Annotated in this window: 12 protein-coding genes and 2 pseudogenes; 9 read left to right on the plus strand and 5 right to left on the minus strand. The window is 53.5% G+C overall.

Going from position 1 to position 22,800, the window contains the following annotated elements; genetic code table 11:
* Positions 1-1,836, plus strand: a complete 1,836-nt coding sequence (gene glmS / locus HKK53_RS20585; protein WP_169372344.1) for a glutamine--fructose-6-phosphate transaminase (isomerizing) — start codon at positions 1-3, stop codon at positions 1,834-1,836.
* A gap of 513 nt (positions 1,837-2,349) precedes the next feature.
* Here glmS and HKK53_RS20590 read toward each other — a convergent pair.
* A pseudogene (locus HKK53_RS20590) lies at positions 2,350-2,905 on the minus strand (efflux RND transporter permease subunit); the annotation flags it as partial.
* Positions 2,906-3,396: 491 nt separating this feature from the next.
* Here HKK53_RS20590 and HKK53_RS20595 point away from each other — a divergent pair.
* From HKK53_RS20595 to HKK53_RS20625, 8 genes and pseudogenes are all read left to right on the plus strand, one after another.
* Positions 3,397-5,127 (plus strand): ABC-F family ATP-binding cassette domain-containing protein, encoded by a 1,731-nt coding sequence (locus HKK53_RS20595; RefSeq protein ID WP_169372345.1) that lies wholly within the window; start codon positions 3,397-3,399, stop codon positions 5,125-5,127.
* Positions 5,128-5,135: 8 nt separating this feature from the next.
* A pseudogene (locus HKK53_RS32675) lies at positions 5,136-5,417 on the plus strand (transposase); the annotation flags it as partial.
* A 690-nt stretch (positions 5,418-6,107) separates the two neighbouring features.
* The gene (locus HKK53_RS20600; protein ID WP_169372346.1) at positions 6,108-6,254 is read left to right on the plus strand and encodes a hypothetical protein; all 147 of its coding nucleotides are present in this window, start codon (positions 6,108-6,110) and stop codon (positions 6,252-6,254) included.
* 89 nt (positions 6,255-6,343) lie between these two features.
* Positions 6,344-7,315 carry a cupin-like domain-containing protein gene (locus tag HKK53_RS20605; RefSeq protein ID WP_169372347.1) on the plus strand — a complete coding sequence of 324 codons (972 nt, stop codon included), beginning with the start codon at positions 6,344-6,346 and terminating at the stop codon, positions 7,313-7,315.
* Positions 7,316-7,495: 180 nt separating this feature from the next.
* The gene (locus tag HKK53_RS20610; RefSeq protein WP_169372348.1) at positions 7,496-8,728 is read left to right on the plus strand and encodes a hypothetical protein; all 1,233 of its coding nucleotides are present in this window, start codon (positions 7,496-7,498) and stop codon (positions 8,726-8,728) included.
* 39 nt (positions 8,729-8,767) lie between these two features.
* Positions 8,768-10,201, plus strand: a complete 1,434-nt coding sequence (locus tag HKK53_RS20615) for a hypothetical protein (protein ID WP_169372349.1) — start codon at positions 8,768-8,770, stop codon at positions 10,199-10,201.
* Entirely contained in the window at positions 10,194-11,174 is a 981-nt protein-coding gene (locus tag HKK53_RS20620) for a HesA/MoeB/ThiF family protein (protein ID WP_169372350.1), read from the plus strand. Before HKK53_RS20615 ends, HKK53_RS20620 begins: the two co-directional genes overlap by 8 nt.
* 2 nt (positions 11,175-11,176) lie before the next feature.
* The gene (locus HKK53_RS20625; protein ID WP_237150581.1) at positions 11,177-12,424 is read left to right on the plus strand and encodes an MFS transporter; all 1,248 of its coding nucleotides are present in this window, start codon (positions 11,177-11,179) and stop codon (positions 12,422-12,424) included.
* A 597-nt stretch (positions 12,425-13,021) separates the two neighbouring features.
* Here HKK53_RS20625 and pbpC read toward each other — a convergent pair.
* From pbpC to HKK53_RS20645, 4 genes are all read right to left on the minus strand, one after another.
* Positions 13,022-15,319, minus strand: coding sequence for a penicillin-binding protein 1C (pbpC, locus tag HKK53_RS20630; protein WP_237150582.1), 2,298 nt, complete (start codon positions 15,317-15,319; stop codon positions 13,022-13,024).
* Between the two features lie 17 nt (positions 15,320-15,336).
* Positions 15,337-21,162 carry an alpha-2-macroglobulin family protein gene (locus tag HKK53_RS20635; RefSeq protein ID WP_169372352.1) on the minus strand — a complete coding sequence of 1,942 codons (5,826 nt, stop codon included), beginning with the start codon at positions 21,160-21,162 and terminating at the stop codon, positions 15,337-15,339.
* 78 nt (positions 21,163-21,240) lie between these two features.
* A complete protein-coding gene (locus HKK53_RS20640) occupies positions 21,241-22,173 on the minus strand; it encodes a phosphatidate cytidylyltransferase (protein WP_149659352.1) in 933 nt (310 codons plus the stop codon).
* Position 22,174: 1 nt separating this feature from the next.
* Positions 22,175-22,795: a lysophospholipid acyltransferase family protein gene (locus tag HKK53_RS20645; protein WP_169372353.1), complete on the minus strand. Its 621-nt coding sequence runs from the start codon at positions 22,793-22,795 to the stop codon at positions 22,175-22,177.
* Positions 22,796-22,800 lie beyond the last annotated feature (5 nt).

Genomic DNA, 22,800 nt, shown 5'->3' on the forward strand with positions numbered 1-22,800 from the left:
ATGTGTGGAATTGTCGGCGCCGTCGCAGAACGTAACATCACCGCCATCCTGCTCGAAGGGCTCAAACGCCTGGAATACCGTGGTTATGACAGCGCCGGTGTGGCGGTTTTCACCAATGACGGGATCCTTGATCGCCTGCGCCGTCCGGGCAAGGTCAGCGAGCTGGATCAGGCCCTGGCCGAGACGCCGCTGGTCGGTCGCCTGGGCATCGCCCACACCCGTTGGGCCACCCATGGCGCCCCTTGTGAACGCAACGCTCACCCGCACTTCTCCGGGCAGAACCTGGCCGTCGTGCACAACGGCATCATCGAGAACCACGAAGCCCTGCGTGAGCAATTGAAGGCTCAGGGTTACGTGTTCACCTCAGACACCGACACCGAAGTCATTGCCCACCTGCTGGCGCATAAACTCAAGGATCTGCATGATCTGACCGTGGCCCTCAAGGCGACTGTCAAAGAGTTGCACGGTGCTTACGGCCTGGCGGTGATCAGCGCCGACCAACCGGATCGCCTGGTCGCCGCCCGCAGTGGCAGCCCGCTGGTGATCGGTCTGGGCCTGGGGGAAAACTTCCTCGCCTCCGATCAACTGGCCCTGCGTCAGGTGACCGACCGCTTCATGTACCTCGAAGAAGGCGATATCGCCGAGATTCGCCGCGACAGCGTGCAGATCTGGGACATTGACGGCAAAGTCGTTGAGCGTGAAGCGGTGCAATACGGTGACAATGCCGAATCCGCCGAAAAGGGCGAGTACCGCCACTTCATGCTCAAGGAAATCCACGAGCAACCTACGGTCGTGCAACGCACGCTGGAAGGGCGTCTGAGCCAGCAACAAGTTTTGGTGCAAGCCTTCGGTCCAGAGGCGCCCGAGTTGTTCGCCAAGGTTCGCAATGTGCAGATCGTCGCCTGCGGCACCAGCTACCACGCCGGTATGGTTGCCCGTTACTGGCTCGAAGAGCTGGCCGGCATTCCGTGCCAGGTCGAGGTCGCCAGCGAATTCCGTTACCGCAAAGTGGTGGTGCAACCCGACACCCTGTTCGTGACCATTTCCCAGTCCGGTGAAACCGCCGACACCCTGGCCGCGCTACGCAATGCCAAGGAACTGGGCTTTCTCGCCAGCCTGGCGATCTGCAACGTCGGCATCAGCTCGCTGGTGCGTGAATCCGACCTGACCCTGCTGACCCAGGCCGGTCGCGAAATCGGCGTGGCCTCGACCAAAGCCTTCACCACTCAGCTGGTCGGTCTGCTGTTGCTGACCCTGTCCCTCGGTCAGGTACGTGGCACATTGGCCAAAGGCGTCGAAGCCACCCTGGTCGAAGAACTGCGTCGCCTGCCAACCCGTCTGGGCGAAGCCCTGGCCATGGACAGCACCGTGGAAAAAATCGCCGAGCTGTTCGCCGACAAGAACCACACCTTGTTCCTTGGTCGTGGCGCGCAGTATCCAGTGGCGATGGAAGGCGCTCTGAAACTTAAAGAGATCTCCTATATCCACGCCGAAGCCTACCCGGCCGGCGAACTGAAACACGGCCCGCTGGCGCTGGTGGATAACGACATGCCAGTGGTCACCGTGGCGCCGAACAACGAATTGCTGGAGAAGTTGAAATCCAACCTCCAGGAAGTCCGCGCCCGGGGCGGCGAGCTGATTGTCTTCGCTGACGAAAAGGCTGGCATGACCAATGGCGAAGGCACTCACGTGGTGCAGATGCCGCACATCCACGACATCCTGTCGCCGATCCTCTACACCATCCCGTTGCAGCTGCTGTCGTACTACGTCGCGGTGTTGAAAGGCACGGACGTTGATCAGCCGCGCAACCTGGCGAAGTCGGTGACGGTGGAATAAGTTATCCACAGACGTCACTTATATAGTGGTCTCAAGTAATAAAAACTGTCGAAGCTTGGAGACCTGCTGGGTCTCCAAGCTTTATGCCTGCGCTTGACCCGGTCAACCAGTGCCGCCAAATCGGTCCCTCCTTTGTTTTGACATGCTCCTCCAAATACAAAACGAAGAATCACTACGTTCGTACGTTGAAAGAAATATATACATGGGCTGGAAACAGCCACATATGGAACTATTCGAACGCCTTTCAAAATATTCCATTGGAACTGCGGATGTTAAAGTTATAGCTTCAGTTCTTAACTAGAGAGGTTGTTATGGCTTTAATCGTTAATTGCACCATCACACTAACTATCCTCAATATTCAAACTTTAAAAATATTCAGGATTTGTCATATTCCCAAAGGAAATACATCTCCGCTGGATATTGCTACGGCTTTGATCGAATGACAGCAGGCTCTGCCCGGAGTGTGCCAGAGGAGATTTAAAGAGTCTTGGGTTCTCTTACTGGCGAAGACCTCAGAAAGATTCCGGAGACCAACGCGACAACGATGAACTCTTCAATCAGCTTATGGCTGAGGTTTTTCACGGCGCAGTCAATCAGTTCGCTGCGGTCGCAGGTCGTGACGATTTCTACGCCGGCCGGCAGACTGCTTTTCACCTCTTCGAGTCTGGTCTTGACCACCTCGATAGTCTCGCGAGCATTCTTGCCGCTGCGCAGGATCACCATGCCGCCGACGGTCTCGCCCTCGCCATCGAGTTCGGTTCTGCCGCGACGCATTTCTGGCCTTAGTTGAATCGTGGCGACATCATCAAGGTGACCGTCACACTACCCGGACCCAGTTTGAGCGGAATTGCTCGAAAGTCATTGAGGGTCTTCAGGTAGCCGGAAGCCTGCACGATGAACTCGGTCTCCGCCATCTCCAGCACGGCCCCACCGTTTTTATGATTGGCCTTGCCGATCGCCTCGGTCACCTCAGACTGCGTGACACCCACGGTGGCCACTTCCGCAACGTTCGGTAAGGTCTTGAGCTCGAACTTGAGGAACCAGCCTGCAAGGCGCGCAGTTGCGCCAATCCAGCGAGCCAAGCGGCCTCGACGCTCGCGTCGGCAATGCCAACTGCCAGCCACTGGCATATTGCAACAACAACTCCCGATTGACGGAGGGCTCCTGGACCACCAACGGAATCAGGGTTACGGGGGGACGTCCTGTTTGTGGTAGCGAATCCAGTAGGCGAGGGTCTTGGGTTTAAGATCATGTTGTTAGCAGTAAGCGGACTGAGGATGTTGGCTGGTCGCCGGGCCTGGACATGTTTTGCCAAATATTTGCGCCGCGCGTGCGTCGTTTCCATGCGAATCTCTCGTTGGGAAAAGCACAGGATGCGGGCTGGAATCCTTTAGCAGAAGGTGGGTCGGCCGGACGCTTACGATAGAGTTTGAAAGGCGTTACGCAGAGACGCCTGGAGAGTGTCTAGAAAACCCGGGGCGATTCATTATCGACTATCGTCAGCATTTTTGACGCTCATAATTTCTATTTCCATGTTTGTAAACTTGAGTAAGCCTGATAATGACTACCTTACTTTCCTCACAATCTATCAGTTACGAAAGTACCTTTGGCCCTTTGTTCGCTGATATTTCCTTCGGCCTTAAAAAAGGTGACCGCATCGGCCTGATTGGTCATAACGGTTGTGGCAAAAGTAGCTTGTTGAGAATCCTCAGCGGCGAGCTCGCTGCCACTTCCGGCACCATTACCCTGTCAAGCCAATGCCGGATGGCACGGGTTGAGCAGCATCTGCCCGCCGACCTGAATGCTTACACACTCCTCGAGGCGGTAATCAACCATGCTCCAGACAGTTTGCATCAATACGAACGCTGGCAGGTCGAAGCGCTGCTGGCCAGTTTGGGGTTTGATGAAGCTGCTTGGAAACTGACCGCCGGAACGCTCAGCGGAGGGCAGCACACGCGCCTTCTGCTGGCCCGTGCACTGATCCGACAGCCGGACTTATTGTTGTTGGACGAACCCAGTAACCATTTAGATCTGCCGACGTTACTTTGGCTTGAGAACTTTCTGAAAACCTGGGGGGGCAGCTTTGTCTTGGTATCCCATGACCGCAGTCTTTTAGATAACGTCACCAACTGCACCTGGGTATTGCGCGACAAGACCCTGCAATTTATTCGACTACCCTGCACGCAGGCGCGTGAAGCTCTAGCAGAGAAAGATACTGCAGATACCCACCGCCGTCAGGCCGAGCAAAAAGAGATTGACCGAGTTACGAAAAGCGCTAAACGGCTGGCAATCTGGGGCAGCGTCTACGATAGCGAGAAGCTGGCGCGCAAAGCCAAACAAATGGAGAAACAGGTCGACCGGATGAAGGATGATCAAACTCAGGTCACTGCCGGTACTCAGTGGCAGTTGCGTCTTAATGGCGAAGCGTTAACAGCCGACCGGTTGTTAGAGCTATCTCATTTGCAGGTTCGACCTGCGTTAGATGCGCCAGTGCTGTTCGAACTGGACGAAATCCGGGTTAAATGCGGTGACCGGATTGCACTGGTCGGCCGCAACGGCTGTGGTAAATCTTCACTCCTGCATACGTTATGGCGAGCCTTCTGCTATCCAGAGACAATGGAGGATGGCGTGGTATTCCACCCGAAAGTACGCGTCGGTTACTATGATCAGAGCCTGCAGCAGCTGCGTGATGATGACACCTTAAACGAAGCACTTGTCCCTTTTTCATCGCTTACAGAAGACCAGAGGAAAATGGCACTAATTAGTGCCGGTTTCCCGTACCTGCGCCATCAACAAAAGGTGAGCACCCTGAGCGGCGGCGAGCGTTCACGGTTGTTGTTTATCGGTCTCACACTGGCAAACTATTCGTTGTTGTTGCTTGATGAGCCGACTAACCACCTAGATATGGAAGGCAAAGAGGAACTGGCGGAAACGCTGAAGATGTTCAGCGGCGCTGTATTGCTGGTTTCTCACGACCGCACACTGATTGAGCACAGCTGTAATCGTTTCTGGTTAATAGATAAACATCGGCTAAGAGACTGGCACGCGCTAGCGCCAGTGTATGCCAATCTGGCAAATGCTCATGTGCCCGCCATGTTAGCCGCGCCGTTACAGGATGAACGATCGTTTGTATTGCCAGAAACAGAAGAACTCCTACTGGCGACTCTGTTGGATCTGGAAAGTAAACTGGAGGAGGACCTAGCTCGAAAAGTCAAGCACCAGAAGCCTGAGTTACAGCGCGAGTGGCAGCAACAGATTGCTCAGCTCGGCGTTCTGCTAGATTTAGGGTAGAGGGTAGAGCACGGCCAAGCAGCTATAAACATCACGACAAAGACAGTGTGCTGTTCTGGGTCAGGCGCAATTCGAATACGCCAAGGCGCAACTGCGTTGCCAAGGTCGAGCAACTCTTCCAGGTGATTAAGGCGCGCTTCAATCACCGCAACGTTGGTCACCACGGATTGGAAAAGAATACAGCGCAATTATTCAGCCTGTTCGGTTTTGCCAAACTGATGCTGACCAAGAGGTACTTGCAACACGCTGTGGAATCAATCCGCTTGAAACGCGGTGTGTGTTCACCATAGTCGTTTCGGATCATCGACAACATGGGACGTCAGTGCTCACTTCGTTGGTGGGTGACTACGACCGCGCAGCCGCTCGTGGTACCGATGGACGCCGATCCTCCCCGCAATGCTGCCAGCGCTGCAGACTGTGCAACGATAGACCTTGATCTGCTCAACATACAGGTCTTTGTACCGACCATACTCTGCCAACTGAACCTCATTGAAACTGGAGCCTTCTAGCACCACCCGGAAACCAAGTAACGACCACAAACCTCTCGGTTTTGCTGCAACTCGCGGTTGATGGTCGATCTATGCAATCCGACGCTGAGGCCCTGGACATCACCGATTTAAATGGTGGCGCGCTTTTCTGCGCTCAGTTCGTGACGAGAAATGTCGCAGCACCGTATCGGAAAGGTCGGGTGCTGCACTCAGTCTCTGCGGCCGCCATGTTTTTTTACCGCTGCGGGCGAATTACAGCAGCTATTTCTCCTATTACGGATGGACTGACACATACACTTACAAAGAGTACATTTGCGTAATACTGGAACATGGTCTTTATTCAGAGAGGCGCTGATTAGTTCCGACATTACGCGGCTTCTCTCTGATAAAACAGGACCTCCTGCTTGATTCCGGACCGAAAAGCCAAACTAATCAGTGGCTGCTAAATCTAAAATTGTTACTACCTCATCTTTTAACTAATGAGAATACAAAATGAAAAATGAAGAAGTGATTGAATATGTATTGGAATCAGACAACCCTAATGCTTTTTCTGCTACCACTGAGAATGAAGATGTCTCTTTCTTCATGGATTTAGCAGATGATGAACTGATGCTTCAAGCTGTTTTCGGCCGCTGTTAATAGTTCGCTAGGACTATGATAAAAAAGGTCATTCATTATGTTTGACCTTTTTTATACCAATAGCAATCTATTGAGCAAGGATTATTCCTTTGGAAAATAAAAATATAATTCTTCTTGAGAGCATTGATGCTAGTGACGCAATGTCATTTCAAAAAAATTACCTCATGAATGAAAAGCCAGTCATTCTAAAAGGAATGGGAAAGGATTGGCCTGCCATTAGGCGCTGGTCTGCAGATTTTTTCAGAAATACTTATGGGCACGTTAAAGTGCCTGTCTGTTACTACAAGACAAAACGGCAAGAACTTTATAAAGACCAAACTAAAATGACTCTGGGAGAATACATATATTTAGCAGAAAGAAATAACGCTTTTGATAATAACGCTGAGTTACCCTATTTGGGTGGATGGATTTATCATAAAGAGTTTCCTGAGCTTCTAGATGATATAGACATGACCCTACCTTGTTTTCCTGATAATTGGTTATACAAACTACCGTCTTCGATTTCAATACCACCGACAAATTTGCTTATCGGCTATCAACATGTATCAAGCCCTCTCCATACAGATTCTTTTTTTGTTAATTCTGTATTAACAATGATTGTGGGTGAAAAAAAAGCACGCTTGGTATCGCCATCTCACACGTTTGCAGTTTCGAATGGACAAGATTTATTTAATTCTGACATTGCTAATGAGGTACTGAAGCACGGTGCCGATATTTTTGAAGGTGCAATATCGGCAGGTGATGCATTATATATTCCCCCTGGTTGGTGGCATAACGTAATCAACTGTGGATTCACTATAGCTGTTCAAAATTTACATGTAGACACTTATAGATTTCCACTTTTTGAACAACAAATGCGTGGATTCGTTCTACCCCTATTAAGTAAAATCGAAGATTTAGGGAGGGAGGCTAGGGAAGAATTATTTAAAGCAGAAAAGACACTATCCCCACCCTTATCTCATAAGATCGGGGCGTTTGTTGAGCATGAAAAAAATTATATTATGTTTCTTAAAAAATCAGCAAAAAAATCTGAAGATTACCTAAGTGGTTATCATCAGTAGAATTCTAGTGGTTAAGGAACAACGGATTCATAAGACCTACATTGACAACGCATTAACTAAATGATCTTTTGGTACGCTAGTTTGCGGTAAATGTTATCTAAATCACCCTCAGATGACTCGCTCCACAAAAAATTAATAATTAAATGTTCCTGGAAAACTGGCACTAAGTAAGGAGGCTGTGTGACGGAGAAAGATAAATTAATTAGAATTGCTGTGGATGCACCTCCTGGATCATTAAAATCTCCTCGCAACTATGGGGCGCTACAGTTAGCCAGTTTGGGAGCGCTTCCTCCACGAGCACCATTGTCTACGCCACTCCCAAACGTGAGTATAGAAGGCGGCTGTGATATAAATATTGAAGATGAGGGGCATACCTACATCCTTTCTCCCAACGCTAATAGCAGCCGTAACCTGGATAATATTTCAGGAAAAGATTATTTAAACGGACTTAATTATCTAGCTAGCCATGATCTCATTGTCCGTCATCTAATCATGAGTAAAGCAACGTTAGGGTTAACACAAGATGGCAGTGCTATTATCAGATTTAAGGAAAAAGTTTCAGCCTTTGAAGGATTGCTATCCTCCCCCGCTTGGATACCGTTTCGTACTGATAAATGGCCAGGAGCCCGACAAGTCTGTGAAATTGCCCCTAATCGGTGGGAGGCTTTTTGCCCTCAAGACAGCGTCCCTTCTATTCTTATAGAAGTTGTTCGTAACCCTGAAGAGAATATCACTCTTTACGAAAAGGGAATCATTAATCAGACTGCAGACACCGCTACTCCATTTAACTCAATGCCATCAGCAAATGGAAAGCGTATCGTTAAAAAAACATCTCTTAGAGCTATTATTGTTTTCTCAGGTGAGCTTATTGGAGATGACAAAAAATCAATTCGCAAAGAAATTAAAAATATTATAGAAAAAACCAACTGCGGAGAACACGTAGGTTGGGCAACAGCCTCTACACCATTTGATGATCCAGTACCGCTAAGAAATTTAATACCTTTAGATTGGTCGCCGATAGCCTCGAGAAATGGTCTTACTCTAGCTTTTTCCGATTATTATCCTAATGCCACAGTAGCTTGGTCTATTGCAACGACTCTTCATCAAAATGGCATACCGTGCACTCCCGTTTCTGACAGCTATTCAGCGCCTAAAGTTAAAGCAGCTATGCGACTAATGATAGTTTCTGGGCCAACTGATGATGCTTGGGGTAGATATGCATCATTAATATTATGCCCAGCCTGGCGAAGTGAATCACAAGCGCAACAATTATATGTTAATACATTAAAGTCATCTGTGTTTAGTAATGCGCATAGACAATTGCTTGATGATTTATTAGATGATTTATGTCCAAGTGTGATAATTGGTGCTATTCCAAGCATTTGCTTGAGCAATGTTAATTTTAAAAATTGATATATCCATTGCAACTATTCAGCTAATGAGGGCCAAGCTATGAATATGATACATACAAAAGTAGATTTACATATTCCCCCGCTAAATAGTTCGAGCAAGGTTTGCGAAGATATAATTAAAACTTTTGGCCTGTCCGAAGAAGGGTGGATGGAGTCGCTATCAAATTTAGACATTCCTACAGATGGGGTTGTTCTAATAACAGGGGCAAGTGGTGTTGGTAAAAGTCTACTATTAAGAGATATTTCTCGACATTTTTCAGATATAAGAGAAATAACAAATGATATTGATAAAGAGAAATCTATCGCGGAAATTATATCTTATGGAGATGCAGGTGACGTCATCCGTTATCTTTCAAAATTTGGGTTGGGAGAACCACGTATCCTGATTGGTCCTTTTTCTCACCTTTCTGATGGACAAAAAGAACGCTTCCTTATTGCGTTAGCTTTACTCCAGGGAGTAGGACCACTTATCCTTGACGAATTTACTACACGATTGGACAGGCGCACAGCTCTAATTGTAGCCATGAATTTAGGGAAAATTCTTCGCTCCAATAAACAAAGTGCTTTTATTGCAAGTTGCCATGATGACATTGTCGACTTCTTGAACCCTGATGTTCATATTAAACTGTGCTCTAATGGGAAGCACCGTATTTTTAATAAAAAACCAAAAAGCACGAATATATTAAAAAGTCTGGAAATAAAAATTAAAAAAGGCACTATAGACGATTATAAAAAACTTTCTCGCTATCATTATGAAAATGACAACCCGAACGACATTGATATGTTAGCACCTCTAGTTGATCATGTTGTCACCGCTTACTCTAAAGGAGAGTTGGTGGGTGTTAATTTGTGTATTCGCCCGTGGCCAAAAGCATTTGACATATTTCCTGAGTTTTCAGAAATCAATAAATATGTATTGCAATCATTCCGGGTCATTGTACATCCACAGTATCGCGGCATTGGACTAACGAAGGCATTAGATGTCATTCCTAACGCCAACACAAAAGTACTATTATCCTGGTCTGCATTTTCTTCATATTACTCTTTCCCTATTCTTGCAAGCTATCAACGGTTAAATAGCCCGTTTGAAACAATGAGCCACGCAGAGACCTTGCTTCAAGCATTTGTTGAGCCCCGACAAAAAAATAAAAAAAAATCACTTCACCTCAATATGGAGTGCAGTCAACTCTGGCAAGAGCTCACAAATGAAGAAAAGAAAATATTGAAGACGTTAATTGTAGATGCCGCCAGTGAGAAAAGTTTGCGTCTGGCGCTCTTTCAAAGAAAAATATCTGGCTTGGATACCTCCGCTGAGTCCATAAGCTTTATTAAAGCTATTTTTCTAAAGCTTTATTCCAAGTCCAGCAATGAAGTTTTACCCATGATGTTGGCTGAAACGGTTTATAGACCTATGGCTATGTTTGTTAAAAATATAAGTGATACGAATGTAGCAGAGGATTCCCGCCTTGCTTAAAAAAGAAAGCCTGTGGGTATTACGTGGTGATGTTGTTATCCTTAGTGATGACAATCAACTTAAGCTGATCACAGAGAATGGCATAAAAAGTATCAAGCCCCCTAATTCAGATACTGCGAAATTACTTCATCTACTGAGTACAGTAGGCGTAGCAGTAGAAGTTGATAAAGAGCCAGACGGAAGCCTTCTTCGGAAACTAAAAGATGCTAATCTCATTCATACTGCCCCGCCTTATGGGATGACGCCGTTACAGACTATGCAATGGTCGTGGAATGAAGCTGTTGCACCAAATCAAGAAATGAGTCAGCAGCTAAAAAACTCATCCATAGTAGTTGTTGGATGCGGTGGTACAGGAGCTTTAGTTGCACAAAGCCTTGCCGGTTCAGGTGTGGGGTCTTTTGTTTTGATTGATTTTGACAAGGTGAGCATGAACAATCTTAATCGTCAATTTGTTTTTGGTGCACACGATATTGGTCAATATAAAGCAGATATACTTGCTCAGCGATTAATAGAAAATCAAAAAGTAGTAGACGCTACATCCGTTATAGCTGAGATAACGTCTAGTAAACAGTTGGCGAAGTTAGCGAAGGGCGCGGATTTAATAATCTGTTGCGCTGACGAACCTAAAGGAGCTATTCAAAGTTACGTCGCTAACGCAGCAGTAAAAGCAGGCACATCGGCGCTGTTCGGTGCCGTTGGTATTAACAACGGTATACTTGGGCCGCTTCTTAGAGAGAGATCTTCATTTCAGGCCTATCTACGCTGGATTAGAGAGGTGCGCAGCGTTTGTAAAAAAACAATTGTTCCTGCACGTTTTCCGTCCAATGGAATAACAAATTCCATTGTTGCTAACCTTATCGCGTGGGAAGCTTTTCAGTATTTGGCAAAAATGGGGCCTTCAAAAACAGATGCATGTACCTTGAACTTAAATTTCAATTCTTTTGAATTTACAAAAAAACAGGTATTTGAATAAAAATGGGCGCATTAAATTTTTTCAAAAATAAGAACGATAACTTATATTATTCCTTGTCGATTTTTATGAATTTGGATGTTCAGAGAAGTTTGTTTGTGCTTTACTTGCTGCAACTTGGCATCACACAAGGAGAGATAGGTATTCTTCAATCGTTTCTATTCTTTTCTTCCGTAGCGTTAGAAATTCCATCTGGTTTACTCGCAGATCGATATGGTCGAAAAATCTCTCTTATAATCGGTTTTTTAGGGTTATTTATAAGTGGTATTGGTTTTTTGCTGTTTTCATCTTTTATTCCTTTCGCAATTATATTTTGCTTATTCGGCGCTAGTATTGCTATGGGCTCCGGTTCAGACAGGGCGTTATTGTATGATAACTTACTAGCTGAAAATCGAGCAGAAGAGTATCCTAAAATATTATCGCGTGCCCGTGCCATTGGTGCTGTGTCATTAGGTTTGTCTATGCTATTGGGTGGCGTATTACAAGACACTTGGTCTTGGAATACTGTATATATTTTCTTTGCGATATCAAAGCTTGTTGGCGCTATTGTTGTAACACTCATTCCCGAAATCAAGCTCCCGTCTATTTCACTGAACGCCAATAAAATAAGCGTCATGAGCGACAAAAAAACAGAGGGGATTTTTACTTTATTAATTAATTTTTTCCGCTCTAAAAAAGGCGCTTTTCTTATGCCTTTATTTATTGGGTATGCCTTATTCGAACTTTCAACAATCCCTTTGTTTATTTATGGGCAGCCATTTTTTTCCATGCAAGGCTTAGAGGTCCCTATCATTGCTGGTATTTATGCTGCCGTTGAAGCTATATCTGCTGGCATGTTTGTGGCTGCCGGCTTTATATGTACTAGATTCTCTCTCGGTATCATTGCTTTCACTACTACTGTTGTTGTTACTTTTCTTCTTTTCATTTTGTCATTGAATATTGGAATCATTACTTCAGTTGTCACTTTTCTGTTAATCATGTCGCTCCCCGCCATCTATGAGACCTCATATGAAACCTATATTCATGATAATGTTGAGTCACGTATCCGAGCATCTTGCCTCTCTGTAGCAAACCTAGTTAACTCAGTTATTATCGGCATCTCCTATACTGTTTTCGGTGGACTATTAGACCTATATGGTTTCTCGTTGACTTTGATTATAGTTGCAGCCACTTGTTTTGTTGGCTTATTTGGCGTAGGTACAACATTGCTGTTAGGTGGGCAAAAAGTCCATTTGAAAAAACAAGAAGCTTAAATCGTCTCGAATTTTCTAGACGCTTTCCAGACTCACTGCGTAAAGCGTTTAAAACGCTACCGGTGGCAGCTGGATATTGGTAACCCTAGCGTCGTTCCCGGCGCCATGGGCGTTTGCTCGAGCGCGTCGGGATTACCACCGTGCTGGTGGCGTTTATCCTGATCTACACCCTCGGGCCGAGCGGCTTGTGATGGCCGATTCTGATCGCGGCGACCTTTCTTGACCTGGGTAACCGTATCAACCAATTGGCCAACCAGCTCTGCGTCTTGGCGCTGGAACCGTCCGCCACCAGCCGCCTCAACACGGTGTTTATGGTGGTCTACTTTATCGGCGGCGCCTTGGGTTCAGCGGCGGGGGCGGTTTAGTCGTATCCGGCTCATGCTCAGTACACCTGTGCGATGTCCCCAAGAAATTGGGGATTTCGACCTTCGTGGCCTTGGCTATCGGCATGATGTCTGATCCGCCACACCACCCGTCTATGGCATGTTGGTGATTCGGAAGTCAGGTGGCTGGAGGGCTGCGAAAGTTTTTATTCCTTAGATCACTATAGAGGTTACTACGCAGTGCCTTAATCGAGCGGCTGTTCAATACAGCCGCTCAAGGCACAAACTCCACCCGCAGCCCTCTGCTCGCACTGCGGCCCTGATCATCAGTGACGCGTAATTGATACTGCCCTGACTTGCCCGGCCGCCAGTTCAACGTGGTCTGCGGCGGGCCTTGGCCGATGAGGGTCTGGTCGGCAAACCAATAAAGCTTTAACGCATCACTGGCGGCATTGGCGCTCAGGGAGATGCTGTCCTGTGGCTGGGAAAGCCGTAGCTGATAGCTGACCTGGGTGAGTGGCGACCTGATTTGTGGTGCTTCGCTCTGGCCGCCGGAGGGGTTGGGCTGGCAGTTCTTGACCACGTTGGGCGGTGTGCGCCGGGGCAGGCCGGCGGCGCGGTACAGGCGTTGTACGTCGCTGGGCCAGAATTCGAAGACTTCTTCGCGGGTGTACTGCGGATCGAACGGCGCGCAGGCGGCTTTGCCGGTGCGGGTGTCGATCAGCACCGGACGGTGCAGGTTGGACACGCGGATCGGCGAGACGCCGGGGACGTACCAGGTTTTGCGGGTCAACGGACACCAGCGGTTCGGCAACTCGCCGGAAGCGGCGCAGATGTCGATGCGCGTGAGGCCCGTGGGCGGTTTGTCGACTCGATCCGCCACCGTGGGTAAGGCCAGGGGCAGCGCATCGGCGATACGAAAGAACAGCGGTGCCGCGGTTTTTGCGCCAATGAACGCCGGGTTGGGGCGGCCGTCGAAGTTGCCGACCCACACCACCAACACGTAGGGCCCGACGATGCCGGCGCTCCAGGCATCGTGAAAGCCCCATGAGGTGCCGGTTTTCCACGCGGTGCGCCAATGCCGGCCACGGCTGTCGGCGGGCAGGCCGTCGGGGCGTGGGTTACGCCTGAGCATGTCGCGGACCATGAACGCGGCTTGCGGCGTCAACAATGCATCGCCGCTGCTCTGCGGTTGTTCGCTCAAGTAACGCAGTGGCCGCAAATGGCCGTCGCCGGCCAACATCAGGTACAGCCGCGCCAACTCCTCGGGCGTCATCTCGCCGCCGCCCAGGGCCAAGGCCAGACCGTAATGGCTTTCGCCGCGCATGCCCTTGATCCCGGCCTGCTGCAAAAAGCCGTACAACGATGGGGATTTGACCTGGCTAGCCAGCCACACCGCCGGAATGTTGCGGCTGCGGATCAGGGCATCGCGGGCGGTCAGCGGACCGACATAACTGCCGTCGAAATTTTCCGGCTGAAAGTAGCCGAAGCTGCTCGGCATGTCCTTAAGGATGCTCATCGGATGGATCAGCCCCTGGTCCAACGCCAGCCCGTAAAGGAACGGCTTGAGGGTCGAACCTGGCGAGCGCCGCGCCAGAATGCCGTTGACCTGGCCGTGAAGCGCTGTGGATAAGTAGTCCGCCGAGCCGACCAGCGCCTTGACGCTCTGGTCGCGACTGTCGATCAGGATCGCCGTAGCGTTTTCGACACCGGTGCTTTTGCGCTCGGCAATGAATCCGCCAATCAGCCGTTCCAGTAACTGCTGCAAGGGCAAATTCAACGTGCTGTTGAGCTCATTGCCCGTCTGGGCGGCCAGTAACTGCTCGCTCAAATGCGGCGCCAGAAACGGAATCTGCTGGCGGTTGCGCGCTTCCAGCGGCAGCTCCAGCAAACTGCTGTTACGTGGGTCATCGGGGTAGGTGTCGCGCCACTCTGCCATCAAGCGCAGTCGCGCGTTCTGCAATGAGGGCCCGAAACTGGCGCGGCGTCCCGGTTGCTGCGGGATCACCGCCAGAGCCAGGGCTTCGGATAGCGACAACTGCGCCGCCGGTTTGCCGAAGTAAATCCGGCTCGCCGCCTCCGCGCCTTCGATGTTGCCGCCCATCGGCGCCAGATTGAGGTAAGCCTCGAGAATTTCGTGTTTGCCGTAGCGCGCCTCCAGCCACAAGGCCAGGGCCATTTGTTGCAGCTTGCCGGGGATCTGCCGGGTGTTGAGGTCCCACAGACGCCGCGCCAGTTGCATGCTCAGCGTCGAGCCGCCCTGACGCTGGCCACCGCTGTAAGTCGCCGTGGCCGCCCGCAGCAGCGCCGGAGGATTGATCCCCGGATGCCAAAAGAAGTTACGGTCTTCCTTGAGCAGCAGTGCTTCGACCAACGTCGGCGAGAGGCGCTCCAACGGCAGCCAAAGCCGATACTGGCCGTCGGCGGCCAGGGTCATGCGCAGCAGCGAGCCATCGTCCGCCAACACCTGGCGTGACGATGACGTCGTTTCGCTCAGCGGCGCATGGGGCCACAGCCTCAGCCCCAGCAACACCGCCCCCGCCGTCAATCCAACGGCCAGCAGGCGTTTCAATCGTCGCCCCGGTTTCCTCAAGGTTTGACGATTTCCAGCTGACCGACTTTGCCACGGCCCTGCAGGGTGGTTTCGTACATGCCTTCGGCGTAGGCCGGTGGCGTCTTGAAGGTCCCGGCATTGGTGGCGCGCACCCGATAAACGAAAGTGCCGACATCGCGCCGCGCCATACCGTAGAACACCACGCGGTCATCGCGCACATCGATGTAGTTCGGCGCCCAGTCGCTCAATGCACTTTCACCGACCGGGGGTTGCCAGGCTTCGGCTTCTTCGCTGTCTTCGCTGTATTGCGACTCATCGTCTTCCTCGCTGGCAGCTTTCGGCTCCGGTGGCAGGCGATACACCGGCTCGATCCCGCCCGGCAGCAAATCGACGACAGCCACTTGCTGCACTTGGTCGCGATCGGTAGCGCGCAGGCGCAGGCGCACCAGGAACTCATCGCCGACACTGACCTTGCTGACCGCTTTGCCGTCCAGGTCGAGGTATTCGTGGATGATCTCCAGGCCATTGCTGATTGGCTTGAGGGTGCCGCGATCGAAACCGGCCTCGCTGAGCATGTAGAACGCGGCCGGGCCGTCGGTTTTTTCCATCAGCAGTTTCTTGGTGCCGACCGGTACGGCGGCGCGCGGCGGCTGACCGGCCATCTCCAACAGTTGTTGCTGTTTGTCGCCCAACCAGGCCGAGGCCTTGAGGGTCATGTCGCTTTGCGCGCGCTGGCCGTAGTTGTCCAGGCCACGCAACAACAGCGCGGCGGACAGCGAGTTGTAACGCTGCTCGTTGAGGCGCTTGCCGAGTTTATCCAGCAAGGCCACCGGCACATCGTCCAGCAACTCGGGGAAATGGCGGCTGAGCAAATGCAGGTGCTCGGCGTCATGCACCAGCGGGTCGTAATACAAACCGTCGCTGTCCCAGGCATCGGCGACGGAGCGCCACGGGATCTTGCGGAACAGCGCATCGGCCTGGCGATCCTGCTTGAGCAATTTGTAGCTGGCGGCGAGGTAAGCGGCGCCCAGGTCGTTGGTCCAGGTGGCTTTGAAGTAGGTCTCGTAACGCTCGCGGATATCGCTCACGGCGCCGCTGACCAGAATCCCCTGACGACTCAGCAAGTAGCTGGCGTAGGCGCGGTTGCGCAACTCCGACAAGCCTTCACTCGGGCCGTTGGCCAGGTCGGTGAGGTAAGCGTTGGCGCGCACCAGCAGGTCTTCCGGTACTGCCAAACCACGTTCCTTGGCTTCGATCAGGAAGTCGGTGGCGTACAGGCTGGCGTAAGGCGCGACGTCCGGGTTGGCCGCCCACAAACCAAAACCACCGGCCTGATTCTGCCGCTGACGGAGCATCCGTACCGCGCCGGTAAAGGCTTGTTCGGCTTCGGGTGCGGTGCCGCCCCAGATCAACGCCGGCATGGCCTTGGACACCAATTGCTCGGTGCAGGCGTAACCGTAGTCATCCAGGTAATGCTTGAGGCCATTGGCCCAGACCAGCGGCGAGGCGGCGACACCCACTTGCACATTGCGCAGTTGCCCGAACAGGTCGCGAGTCGGCTTCAGCTCTTTACTGGCGCTGTCGAAACGGCCGAGGCTGAGGGCTACCCGGTGTTCGGTCAATGGGCGGATCGAGGTGGTTTCCGCGACCTGGATCCGTTTGCCGTCCGGCAGTACCGCGATAAAGCGCAGGTCGGCCGAGCCGAGGTTTTCCAGGACTTTGATGCGGAACTGCGCCACGCCTTCCTTGCGCGGTTGCAGTTCCAGGGTGTTGTCCTGAGCGCCTTCGACTTTCAGGCCGCTGCTGGTTTGCAGCTCGAATTTCACCTTGGCGGCCGTGTCGAGGTTGCTGAACACCCCGGCGCTGACGCTGAACACATCGCCCGGCGCGACAAACGCCGGCACGTTCGGCGTGATCACCAATGGCCCGCGCACCTCGGTGGCGGCCTCGCTGACCCCAACGCTGTCGGCATCCACGGCCACGGTGAACAGATGCAACTTGCCGTTGAAGCTGTCCGGTACCTGGTAATGCAGCACGGTTTCCCCGGCCGGCAGGTCGATCAGCCCCGACCACCAGGCCACGGGTGGCTGGTGTTTGCGCTTGAACGGGTTGAGGTGCGAAGCCAGGGCGTTTTCGGTATCGCCGCCCGGTGCTGCGCCGCTGAGCAAACGGCTGAATTCCGGCAGGATCAGGTCAAGGATCTGGCTGGTGTTGACCTCCAGCGCGCGTTTCTGGAAGAAGAAACTCAGCGGGTCCGGCGCCTTGTAGCGCGCGACTTGCAGGATGCCTTCGTCCACCGCGTAAACCACGGCACGGGAAGGCCGATCCGCCGTGACCTTGATATCCAGCACTTGCCCCGGCTCGATTTTCGCCGGGCCTTCGACCTTCAGCGCCATGCGCCGCGCATCGAGGTTGATGCTGAACGGCACCACCCCGTAGGACAGCGGGCTCATGTAGACCTCGGACGAACCGATGTCGCGCACGAATTGCACGTTGATGTAGGCGTTGCCTTCAATCCCGGCCGGTACACGGATGTGCTGCACGCTGTTGGTGCTGTCGGCCTTGAACCATTGCTGGGTGTAGACCTTGTCGCGTTCGATGGTGATCAGCCCGGCGCCGGTGTAAGGCGCGCGAATGCTGATGGCAATCTCATCGCCGGTGGCGTAGCTGCGCTTGTCCAGGCGCAGTTGCAGTTCGGCGTTGCGCTCCAGGGAGCGCGAGGTGTTGGCTCGCCCGGCGACGCTGTAGTCGATGGCGTTGATGACGTTGCCGTTGGGGTCCTTCAATTTCAGGGTGTAATCGCCCGGGGTGGTGGTGTTCAGCGTCTGCTTGGCGCCGGCCTTGCCCAAAGTCAGGGGTACGGCAGGCTGGCTGATGTTCTTGACCCGCGACTCGTATTTGAAGGTGCCGTTGGCTTGCTTGATCAGTACCGAAACGTAGCGATGCTCCACCAGTTCGGTGCTCAGGCCATCCACGGCCCGTGGCGTGAGGTCCGGCGCGATGGCCAGCCATTGCACCTGGCGCGGGGCGTCCTTGGCGACGTAGTTGAGGGCATCCGGGCTGGTTACACCCACCAGATACGGCGCGGAGGACACCAGCAGACTGCTCTGGGCCGCGACGTTACGGCCACCTTCGGCCTCATAGACCTGAGTCATGACTTGCAGGCGATAAGTGCTGTTGGCGAAACGTTGCAGGTCGAGGTCGAGCACCGCCTGACCGTTATCGTCGGCCTCGGCTTCCGCCAGGTCTTCGGAACTGGCTTCTTCCAGGGAATCGCGCAGGTGGAATCGATAATCCGGGTAACGGTCAAACGCCGCCGCCGTCGGGTTCAGGGACATTTTTGCCGTCACCCGCCGGCCCGTCGCCGGGGCACCGAACAGGTGCAGGGCGGTGACCTTGGCCACCACTTGGTCGGGCGGGATCCAGCCGACTACTGGTGTGTCGTGCAGGGTCAGGCTGACCTTCATGCGGTCCGGCTCGAAATCGCGAACCTTGAAACTGACGCTGCCCAGGTCGGTGCGCGACTGTTTCTCGCCGATCAATTGCAGGGTCGCGCTGTAATCCCCGGCTGGCGCGACTTCGCTGCTGGCGAAATCAAAGCTTTCAAAGCCCGAAGCCGACAGTTTGAGCGGCTGGCGGATGACTTCCATGCCCCGTGGGTCGAGGATTTTCAGTTCCACCGGCAGGCCCTGCAAACCACCTTTCCAGTTACCGCTACGGACGATCATGCCCAAGTGCGCCGTTTCGCCGGGACGATAGAGGCCGCGATCGGTAAACAGGTAAGCGCTAAGACGCTCGGTGGCGCCGTCTTCTTCCAGGCCGCCGATGTCGAAGCGCGACAGGTCGAGTTGCTGGGACTGGCGGGCGATTGGCAGGAAAGATTGGTCGTTGCCACGGGTCACCACGTACATCAGCGGTGTTTTTTCGCGACGCAACTCATCGAGCTTGGCGAAGTGCACATGGCCCTCGGCGTCGGTTCTACCGCTGCTTACCGGCAAGCCGTTGCGCCCGATGATGTCGACCTGTGCCTCGGTTACCGGCGAGCCATTGCCGATGGACTGCACGTAGACATCATGGCTGCCGTCGCTGGAACGCTTGGCGATGATTCCCAAATCCGTGACCACAATGAAGCGCAAGTCGCTGGTGGTGTTGTCGGAATAGCGGTCGAAGGTGCGCTCGGACTGATCATCCTGGGAGCTCAACTTGAGCACGAAAATCCCGCGACGCCCGCCATTGGCGTTGAGGTAGCGGCTGAGGTCGACGTTGTCGTAAACGGTTTTCGACGGGTCGGCGGCGTTCAGCGGGATGTCGAGGGACATACGCTCGACCATCCGGTCGAAATAGTCATTGCTGAAGTTGGGCCGGGCGAAGCTGCCGCTGCTCTGGTCCACCAGGTGTTGCAACTGGTTGGGCAGCAAACGGGCGATTTCCACATGGGCGCCGGGCACGCCACGGGACATAAAGCCCAGGCGTTTCTCGCCGGTGAGGCTCAGCAGTGCGCCGTCGGACAGGAAGCGCAAACTGCGCGGATAGGCCGGCATGCTGACCAGCGACACCGTAGGATTCTTCGCCAGGTAACCGCCGATGGCTTCGAGGTTGGCCGGGACGCGGATGTACAACGCACGACCCGCCGGCGCCTTGAACTTGAAGGCGTGCTGGGTATTGAGCGGTTCGATGCTCGGGACGTGGGTCAGCGCGACCTTGGTGCTGCGGGCCAGCAGTTTTTCGTCGATGTCTTGGCCGTACCAGGGCGTTTGATCGTCGGCGGGTTTTTCCGGCAGCAGCCAGGCTTGCACCTTGCCGGCGAGCATTTCATCGGCCACGGCACTGGAGCTGCTGAACATCAGCACCGGTTCCGGCTCGCCGCGTTCGTTGTCGACAAACTGCACGTCGGCGTTGCCGAAGGTCAGGCGATAGCGGCCGGGTACGGTGACTTCAGCGCTCAGCGGAGCAGGGCTGGCATTGCCGCCGTCCCGGGCCTTGATGCCTTCATCGAGCTTGATTGCCACCGCCACGCTTTCCAGCGGTGTGGCGAGGGCGGCGGAGCGGATGTAGACGTTGATCTTGTGTTCGTCGAAGGTGATTTCAGGCTTGTTCGGAGCCTGGGTATCGCGGTAAGCCAGGCCTTTGCCCAGGGTGACGGTCACGCGTTTGCGCACGCTGTCTTCGTCCACCGGATGGGTGAAGCCGAAGGTCGTGACTTGCTGTTTAAGCGTCGGGTTGACCGGATCCTGGTACAGCTCGTTCTGGACCAAACGCACGCGGAAAGCGTCAGTGGCAATCTTGCTGCTGTACTGGTTCAGCAGCACGCCGCCAGCCAGCAGGCCTTTCTTCGCGAGGTCGAGGTTGTATTCGGCGTTGATCGGCCAATCCTGATCCGGCACGAACACCAGGTTGCGATCATCCTCCCAACGCCAGACGCCTTTGACGGCGGGTTTAAGGGTGATGCCCTTGGTGACCGGTTTACCGATGTCCTGCAACGGCGCCACGGATTCAGTGAAGCGCACTCGCACGTTATTGAAGGTGGGCGGCGTTACGGCGTAGTTGGTCAGGCTCGGCGATTGCACCGAGTAGGTCACGGTGTGCGGTTGCGGTAGGTGGGAATACCAGTGCCAGCCATACACACCGGCCGCCACCAGCAGGGCAACACCCAGCACAGCCGCCGCAATCTGCTTTGGATAGGGCCGGGCCTTGTGCCCCAGCGCGACCAGGCGTTTGCCGAGGGCAGCCATCCAGGACGGCGGCTGCCATTGGCCAAAGACCGCTTTAAGCAGCCAGCCCATGAGGCTGAAAAGCGCACCCATCACGGTTAAAAAAACGCCGAAAAAACGGCGGCAGGTTTTTTTGAACGTGTCGAACATGGTGCGCATCCTTGGCAAAGTGCGGCATATCCTACACGTGAACCTGAAAAGTGTTACGGGGCTTTTAGATCAAGGCTCTCAAGTCCACCAGTAGCGCACTAGATGGAAGAAGATCGGCGCCGCGAAACACACCGAATCCAGCCGATCCAGCATGCCGCCGTGGCCTTCGATCATGTGCCCCCAATCCTTCACGCCGCGATCGCGCTTGATCGCCGACATCACGATGCCGCCGGCAAACCCCAGCAGGTTGATCAGCAGGGCAATCAGGAACGACTGCCACGGGTTGAACGGCGTGGTCCACCACAACGCCGCGCCAATCAACGAGGACAGCAGCACGCCGCCGACAAAGCCTTCGACGGTTTTCGACGGCGATAGGTTGGGTGCAATTTTGTGTTTGCCGAACAACTTGCCGCACACGTACTGCAACACATCCGACAGCTGCACCACGATCACCAGATAAGCGATCAGCAACAGGTTGCGGCCTTCATAACCGGCGATGTCCAGGGTCAGCAGGGCGGGCACGAACGACACGCAGAACACTGCAATCATCAAGCCCCACTGCACTTTCGACGCCCGTTCGAGGAAGTGCGTGCTGTCGCCGCCCAGCGAGGCGAGGATCGGCAGCAGCAAGAACACGTACACCGGGATAAAGATCGAAAACAGCCCGTACCAATCGAAATAGATCAGCAGGTATTGCAGCGGCAACGCCAGGTAAAACGCCGCCACCAGCGCCGGATAGTCGCTGCGTCGCGTCGGCGTAAGGGTGAGGAATTCCCGTAGCGCATAGAACGACACCGCGTAAAACAGCAGGATCACCGCGCCGGTGCCCAGCCAGAAGGCGAGGCCGATCACCACTACCATCACCCACCACGCATTGATGCGGGCGTTGAGGTTATCCACAACCGGGTTCGGCGTGCCGCGGGTGCGCAACTTGAGGATCAGGCCGATCAGCGAAGCCAGCACCAGAATCAGGCCGATCCCGCCGAACAGCATCAGGGTTTGTCTATCCATGTCAGGAATGCTCCGGGGCGAGGGCCAGCAGCGCGTCGCGGCTGCGTGTCAGGAAATGCTCTTTGCTCTCGTCTTCTTCCAATTGCAGGGGCGTGCCGAAACTGGTGGTACACAGCAGCGGCAATGGCAGCACTCGGCCCTTGGGCATGACCCGATTGAGGTTGGCGATCCACACCGGGATCACTTGGGCCTGTGGATAACTTTTGGCCAAGTGATACAGCCCGCTTTTGAACGGCAGCAGCCCGTCTTCCGGATTGCGTGTGCCTTCGGGAAAGATAATCAGCGAATAACCCGTCGCCAAGGCATCAAGCATCGGCTGTAAGGGGTTATCCACAGGGTCTTTGCGCTCGCGGTCGATCAGCACGCCGTTGAACACCCGGTTGATGATGTAGCGGCGGATCGCGCTTTTGTTCCAGTAGTCGCTGCCGGCCACCGGGCGCGTGAGTTTGCGCAGGGCGGGAGGCAGCGAGGCCCAGAGCAGCACGAAGTCGCCGTGGCTGCTGTGGTTGGCGAAATAGATCCGCTGCACCGGTTCCGGCGCGCAGCCCATCCACAGGCTGCGGGCGCCAGTGACGGTGCGGGCCATGGAGGTGATGAGGGTGGCAACCACAGGTTCGAACATGAATG

The organism is Pseudomonas sp. ADAK7, assembly GCF_012935675.1.
GTDB lineage: Bacteria > Pseudomonadota > Gammaproteobacteria > Pseudomonadales > Pseudomonadaceae > Aquipseudomonas.